This window comes from Thermococcus sp., assembly GCF_027052235.1.
Classification (GTDB): Archaea; Methanobacteriota_B; Thermococci; order Thermococcales; family Thermococcaceae; genus Thermococcus.
The window spans coordinates 340-5,987 of the sequence record NZ_JALUFF010000014.1; the positions used below are offsets into that span (position 1 = coordinate 340).

Below are 5,648 nucleotides of genomic sequence, written 5' to 3' on the forward strand. Positions count from 1 at the left end.
TGAACATGCGTCACACTGCCGACTATGATGCGTTTGTTGAGTATACAGAAAGGGACGCCCGTGAGGTTGTTGAGTACGCGAGGGAATTTTTGGAATTCACAAAGTCGTATCTGGGGGTGTAGCCTATGCAGATTAGGCTTGCTGGCATAGGTGGCCAGGGCGTTGTTCTCGCTGGTGTCATCCTCGGAGAGGCGGCCGCGATAGAGGGGTTGAACGTTCTCCAGACTCAGGACTACAGCTCGGCCAGCAGGGGTGGCCATTCCATAGCCGACATCATAATCTCAAACGAGCCGATTTACGACGTTATGGTTACTAAGGCGGACGTTTTGGTGGCACTTCACCAGCTCGGCTACGACACCGTTAAGGACTCCCTCAGGGAGGACGGTCTCCTTATAGTTGAGACCGATCTCGTTAAGCCCGACAGAGATTACATCGGCGCTCCCTTCACGAGAATAGCCGAGGAAACAACGGGACTGGCATTGACGGTCAATATGGTCGCTCTCGGCTACCTCGTGGCAAAAACGGGCGTTGTCAAAAAGGAGAGCGTTGAGGAAGCCATCAGGAGGCGCGTTCCCGAGGGGACCGAGGAGATAAACATCAGGGCTTTTAGAGCCGGACTTAAGGAGGGATTGAAATGAGATACCCGTTTCCCGTTGGGAAGTCTGATTTCATTCAAGGAGACGAGGCCATAGCGAGGGCGGCTATTTTAGCGGGCTGTCGCTTCTACGCTGGCTACCCGATAACGCCAGCCAGCGAGATATTCGAGGCCATGGCCCTCTACATGCCACTCGTCGATGGTGTAAGCATACAGATGGAGGACGAGATAGCCAGCATAGCCGCGATAATAGGGGCCTCTTGGGCTGGGGCGAAGGCGATGACAGCCACTTCCGGCCCGGGCTTCAGTCTGATGCAGGAAAACCTTGGTTATGCAGTAATGACCGAGACACCGATAGTGGTCGTCAACATGATGCGCGGCGGCCCATCAACGGGCCAGCCGACGTTCCCGGCACAGGGCGACATAATGCAGGCCATCTGGGGTACCCACGGCGACCACATGCTGATCGTCCTTAGCCCATCAACGGTTCAGGAGGCCTTCGACTTCACGATTAGGGCCTTCAACCTAGCGGAGAAGTACAGAACGCCCGTGGTTATACTCGGCGATGCAGAGTTGGCTCACATGCGCGAGCGCGTTTACATCCCGAACCCGGACGAGGTAGAAGTAGTCAACAGAAAGCTTCCAGCCAACGAGGAAGAAGCTAAGCTTCCATTCGGCGACCCCCACGGCGATGGCGTCCCACCGATGCCCATATTCGGAAAAGGTTACCGCACCTACGTGACAGGTCTGACCCACGACGAGTACGGTCACCCGAGGACCGTTGAGCCCGAAGTCCAGCAGAGACTGATAGGAAGGATTTTCAGGAAGATACTCGACCACAAGGATGAAATAATCGACTACGAGACCTTTGAGCTCGACGATGCTGAGATAGCGATAGTTACAACCGGCATAGTCTCGCGTTCCGCTATAAGAGCTGTCAAGATACTCCGCGAACGCGGTGTGAAAGCTGGCCTGCTAAAGCTCAACACGGTCTGGCCCTTCGACTTCGATATGATTGAAGAGCTTGCCGAGCGCGTGAGGAAGATATACGTGCCCGAGATGAACATGGGGCAGCTCTACCACCTCGTCAAGGAAGGAGCTAATGGAAAGGCCGAGGTTGAGCTGATATCGAAGATAGGCGGAGAGGTTCACACGCCGATGGAGATCGTTGAAAGGGTGGTGGGATGATGTACCTGAAGTCCGCTTACGAGATACGCGACAAATACCTGAGGAAGGACATGCTCCCGACGATATTCTGCCCGGGCTGTGGAATAGGCTCGGTTTTGCAGTTCACGCTTAGGGCGATAGACGACCTCGGCCTAAATCAAGACGAGATAGTCTGGGTGAGCGGTATAGGCTGTTCCTCCCGCGTTCCCGGCTTTGTGAACTTCGACGGTCTGCATACCACCCACGGAAGGGCCTTGGCATTTGCAACCGGGATAAAGCTCACCAACCCTGACCTCAAGATAATTGCCTTCATGGGCGACGGCGACTCAGCTGCAATAGGCGGAAACCACCTAATCCACGCCATAAGGAGAAACCTCGACGTCACCGTTATTCTCATCAACAACTTCACCTACGGCATGACCGGCGGTCAGGTGGCTCCAACAACCCTCAAGGGCCTGCGCGGGACGACTGCTCCCTACGGCCAGTTCGAGAACCCGTTTGACATCGCCCAGCTGGCGGTTGCTGCGGGGGCAAACTACGTGGCCAGATGGACTGTCTTCAACTACCTCCAGGCGATAAACAGCATAAAGAAGGCCCTCCAGAAGGAGGGCTTCACGCTGGTGGAGTTCCTCTCACCGTGCCCGATAAGCTTCGGAAGGAGGAACAGGATGAAGACCGCTCCGGAACTGATCCGCTGGTACCAGAAGATAACGGTTCCTCTCGCCAAAGCGAAAAAGATGAGCGAGGAGGAGCTTGAGGGCAAGATAGTCATAGGAGAGTTCGTTGACAGGGACAGGCCGGGCCTAGTTAGAGAATACAGGGAGTACATAAAGCGCGCCAAGAGGATGATGGGGTGGGAGCAATGAGGAAGGAGGTTCTCTTCAGCGGGTTCGGTGGGCAGGGTGTCATATTGGCGAGCGTCATCCTAGGAAGAGCTGCTGCGGTCTATGAAGGACTTTATGCAGTCCAGACCCAGAGCTACGGGCCGGAATCGAGGGGTGGGGCGAGCAGGGCTGAGGTGGTGATAAGCGACGAGCCTATAGATTATCCGAAGGTCATAACTCCCGACTACGCGGTCTTCTTTTCTCAAGAAGCTTACACCAAGTTCCTCCGCACCGTGAAGGATGGAGCGACCGTAATAGTCGAAAAGGACCTCGTTCCTCACAGGGATTTCGAGTTCGAGAAGAAGTTCAACGTTATAGCCCTTCCCCTAACGGAGATAGCTGAAGAGACGACAGGGTTAAGCCTGACGATGAACATCCTAACTTTGGGAATACTCGTGGGAGTTACCGGCATAGTTGGGAAGGAGAGCATAGAAAAGGCCGTCAGGGATGCAGTTCCCCACGGCACGGAGGAGATAAACCTCAGGGCCCTCAGGAAGGGTTTTGAGCTGGCTGAAAAGCTCAAGCCCTGAGCTTTGAGAGTTCCTCCATCAGTTCCTTCTCCTTCTTTCTGAGCTTCTCTATCTCGCTCTTGTAGAGGAGCCTCATCCTCTCGATGTGCTCTATGGCCTCATCTTTGGTGACCTCCACGATTATGTCCGAGAAGGCCCTGAATATCTTTCTTCCGGCCTTGCTGGAGCTTATCAGCCCTTCCGCGTAGTCCAGCTCCTTCATCCTCAGCTCAAGGGCCTGCCTGAGCTCTCTGACCTGTCTGAGCTGCAGGTTGAGGTCGTAGGCCTTTACCGCCTCCATTGGCCCACCCCCATAAAAAATTCAGGGGTGGAGGGTCACTCCTTCTTCTCTGGCTGGCTCTCCCTGAGCTCCCTAAGGAGCTCGTTGACCTTCCTGGTGTCCTCCTCGATCTTCCTCAGCAGGGCGAGGCGGAGCTCCATGAGGGCGTTTATCCTCTTCTCGATGTTCTCCCTGGCCTCGTCAACGGTCGTGTTGATGAGTATTCCGGCACCAACGTCCATTATGACGTCATCGGGCTTCTCTATCTTGCCCCTTATTGCTATGCCACTTCCGAGCGGGATGTAGATTGACTTGCCCTCACCCTTCTCCTTGAGGTAGCTCAGCGTGGCGTCAACTATCCTGAGGTCGGCTATGGTGGCATCGATCGCTCCAATCTGCTCCCTGAGGTACTCGATCTCGCCGAGGTAGCTCCTTATCTCGTCCTGAATCTGCTCGTGGGTCTTAACTTTCTTCTCCTCAGCCATTCCAACCACCCCCTCATCTTTTTCTTACCCAATGTTATTATAACGTTTGGTATTTAAAAGCTTTTCGCCGGGCAAGGCTTATTAGTCCAGAGCCCAAGGTTGGAATATGATAACCAACGAGACGAAGGGAAAAACCTGGCACGGAACGGTTAGGATGGCCGATAACTTTTTCAGGCGCTTCAGGGGGTTAATGCTGGCAAGGAACATCAACTACGCTCTCGTTTTCATTCTTCCGGCCGAGACAAAGGTCAACGCTTCAATCCACACCTTCTTCATGCTCTCCGACATCGATGTAATCTGGCTGGACTCCTCAAGAAGAGTCGTGGATTTCAAAACCGCCAGAAAATGGCGCCTCTACTCCCCAAAGAAGCCGGCGAAGTACATCATCGAGGGCCCGGTGGGCCTGATAAAGGTTCTCGCTGTTGAGGAAGGCGATTTAATAAGCTGGTCACCGACGGAGGATAGGAAAAAAGCCGTTCCCGTTAAGTCCCTCCTGCCAGGGGGAATAGACCTCGACGGCTCCAAGAACGGCGTGGCAATGGTGGAGAGCGTGAGGGAAGTTAAGGCGAAAGGTGCAGAAAATGTGCGTGCCGATGCTCTTCGAGGAGCCTAAACTCGGCGGTGCACTGGCTTTCTGTCCTTCTTCGGGAGGTGTCTTCGAGCTTGAGCAGGGGGAGTTCAAGGCCCTGAAGGGGAACCTTCCAGAACCCTAAATAAAATGGATGATTGCTTGCAAGGGCACAAACTTCTCTTGCCTGTCCTGCGCATTATGATGTCGCAGTTATCCTTTTTTCACGTGTGTAAATCCCACAACCCTTGGTTTTGACCCTTCAAAACGCTCGTTAAGCACCTTACGGATTCCCATAGCAACGTTCTCTTTTCCTGAATTTAACCCATACTTTTCGGGGTTCCTCAGCACGTCTTCTACGAGCTTTTTTGCCTCCGCCAGCTGAACTTCGCTGGCGGCTATGTCCATTATCGCATGATCCCGGTTGTAGCCCAAAATGCTCCGTGCTTCCATGTTAAGCTTAACGATGAGGAGCTCAGCACGGAAAAGCGCCTCCCTGATGTGGGCCTTCCTTGCGGTCTGACGTAGGCTCCTTATTCTCTGTACTATCTTTCTGCCCACCTCATCGATGTCGTTCCCCTTCTGCAGTTCTCTGCGGTATTCCCTAAGAACTATCAGCATTTGCTGGATGCCTTCCAGTATCTGGTCTGGATCCTTGATTCCACCAGTGCCAATGAGAGCCTCAACAAAGGAGATCGCAGAGGGTGCAACTGCCTCGGGATGCACATTTAATATTTCCCGAAGGTCCTTGTGTGGCGGCAGGACTACAATCTGTTCTCCATTTCTTATTATTGGCAAGCCAGTTTCCGGATGCACCTCTGCCTTTTGTGGATCAACGTCTTCTATCCGGACTACGTCCTTCTCTTTTCTGACCTCCAGCGGGTTGCGTTTTGCTGGTGGTGTTGGCGCTCTTTGTGGTGTCTTTGTCCTGGTTTGCACTGGCTTTGGTTTCTGTACTTCTTGTCTTTGCGGTACTGTCTCGGGCTCCTGAAGCTTTTTCAGGAGTTCCTGTACCTCTCTTTCTACTTCTTCCTTTTCCCTTTCGTCCAGGAACTCCTCCACTCCACTGGGCCGTTCAAACACCACGCGGGAAACGGGCTTCGTCAGCTCGTATATGATTCTATGCATCTTGTGTATCTTCTTTATCGCCTCCGGCCCGA

The 5,648-nt window shown here is 53.6% G+C and carries 10 protein-coding genes; 7 read left to right on the forward strand and 3 right to left on the reverse strand.

What is annotated here, in order from left to right; all coding sequences use genetic code 11:
• The 5 genes from MVC73_RS01245 to MVC73_RS01265 form a co-directional block, all read left to right on the forward strand.
• Positions 1–122, forward strand: a 122-nt coding sequence (locus tag MVC73_RS01245; RefSeq protein ID WP_297506174.1) for a HEPN domain-containing protein, incomplete at its 5' end; no start/stop codon positions are given.
• Positions 123–125: 3 nt separating this feature from the next.
• A complete protein-coding gene (locus MVC73_RS01250; RefSeq protein WP_297506166.1) occupies positions 126–638 on the forward strand; it encodes a 2-oxoacid:ferredoxin oxidoreductase subunit gamma in 513 nt (170 codons plus the stop codon).
• Positions 635–1,783 carry a 2-oxoacid:acceptor oxidoreductase subunit alpha gene (locus tag MVC73_RS01255; protein WP_297506167.1) on the forward strand — a complete coding sequence of 383 codons (1,149 nt, stop codon included), beginning with the start codon at positions 635–637 and terminating at the stop codon, positions 1,781–1,783. Before MVC73_RS01250 ends, MVC73_RS01255 begins: the two co-directional genes overlap by 4 nt.
• The gene (locus tag MVC73_RS01260) at positions 1,783–2,628 is read left to right on the forward strand and encodes a 2-oxoacid:ferredoxin oxidoreductase subunit beta (RefSeq protein ID WP_297506175.1); all 846 of its coding nucleotides are present in this window, start codon (positions 1,783–1,785) and stop codon (positions 2,626–2,628) included. The genes MVC73_RS01255 and MVC73_RS01260 overlap by 1 nt, the downstream gene beginning before the upstream one ends.
• Entirely contained in the window at positions 2,625–3,176 is a 552-nt protein-coding gene (locus tag MVC73_RS01265; protein ID WP_297506168.1) for a 2-oxoacid:ferredoxin oxidoreductase subunit gamma, read from the forward strand. Before MVC73_RS01260 ends, MVC73_RS01265 begins: the two co-directional genes overlap by 4 nt.
• On the opposite strand, the gene MVC73_RS01270 is transcribed toward MVC73_RS01265, so the two are convergent.
• Together MVC73_RS01270 and pfdA are read right to left on the reverse strand one after the other, a co-directional pair.
• On the reverse strand, positions 3,166–3,456 hold the full coding sequence (locus MVC73_RS01270; RefSeq protein WP_297506169.1) for a prefoldin subunit: 291 nt from the start codon (positions 3,454–3,456) through the stop codon (positions 3,166–3,168). The two genes, MVC73_RS01265 and MVC73_RS01270, sit on opposite strands and share 11 nt — an antisense overlap.
• A 35-nt stretch (positions 3,457–3,491) precedes the next feature.
• Positions 3,492–3,920 carry a prefoldin subunit alpha gene (gene pfdA, locus MVC73_RS01275; RefSeq protein WP_297506170.1) on the reverse strand — a complete coding sequence of 143 codons (429 nt, stop codon included), beginning with the start codon at positions 3,918–3,920 and terminating at the stop codon, positions 3,492–3,494.
• 106 nt (positions 3,921–4,026) lie between these two features.
• On the opposite strand from pfdA, the gene MVC73_RS01280 reads away from it, so the two are divergent.
• A complete protein-coding gene (locus tag MVC73_RS01280; protein ID WP_297506171.1) occupies positions 4,027–4,533 on the forward strand; it encodes a DUF192 domain-containing protein in 507 nt (168 codons plus the stop codon).
• A complete protein-coding gene (locus MVC73_RS01285) occupies positions 4,502–4,633 on the forward strand; it encodes a hypothetical protein (RefSeq protein ID WP_297506172.1) in 132 nt (43 codons plus the stop codon). Before MVC73_RS01280 ends, MVC73_RS01285 begins: the two co-directional genes overlap by 32 nt.
• Positions 4,634–4,701: 68 nt before the next feature.
• Here the strand turns inward: MVC73_RS01285 and MVC73_RS01290 are convergent.
• On the reverse strand, positions 4,702–5,648 hold a 947-nt coding region (locus MVC73_RS01290), incomplete at its 5' end, for a hypothetical protein (protein ID WP_297506173.1).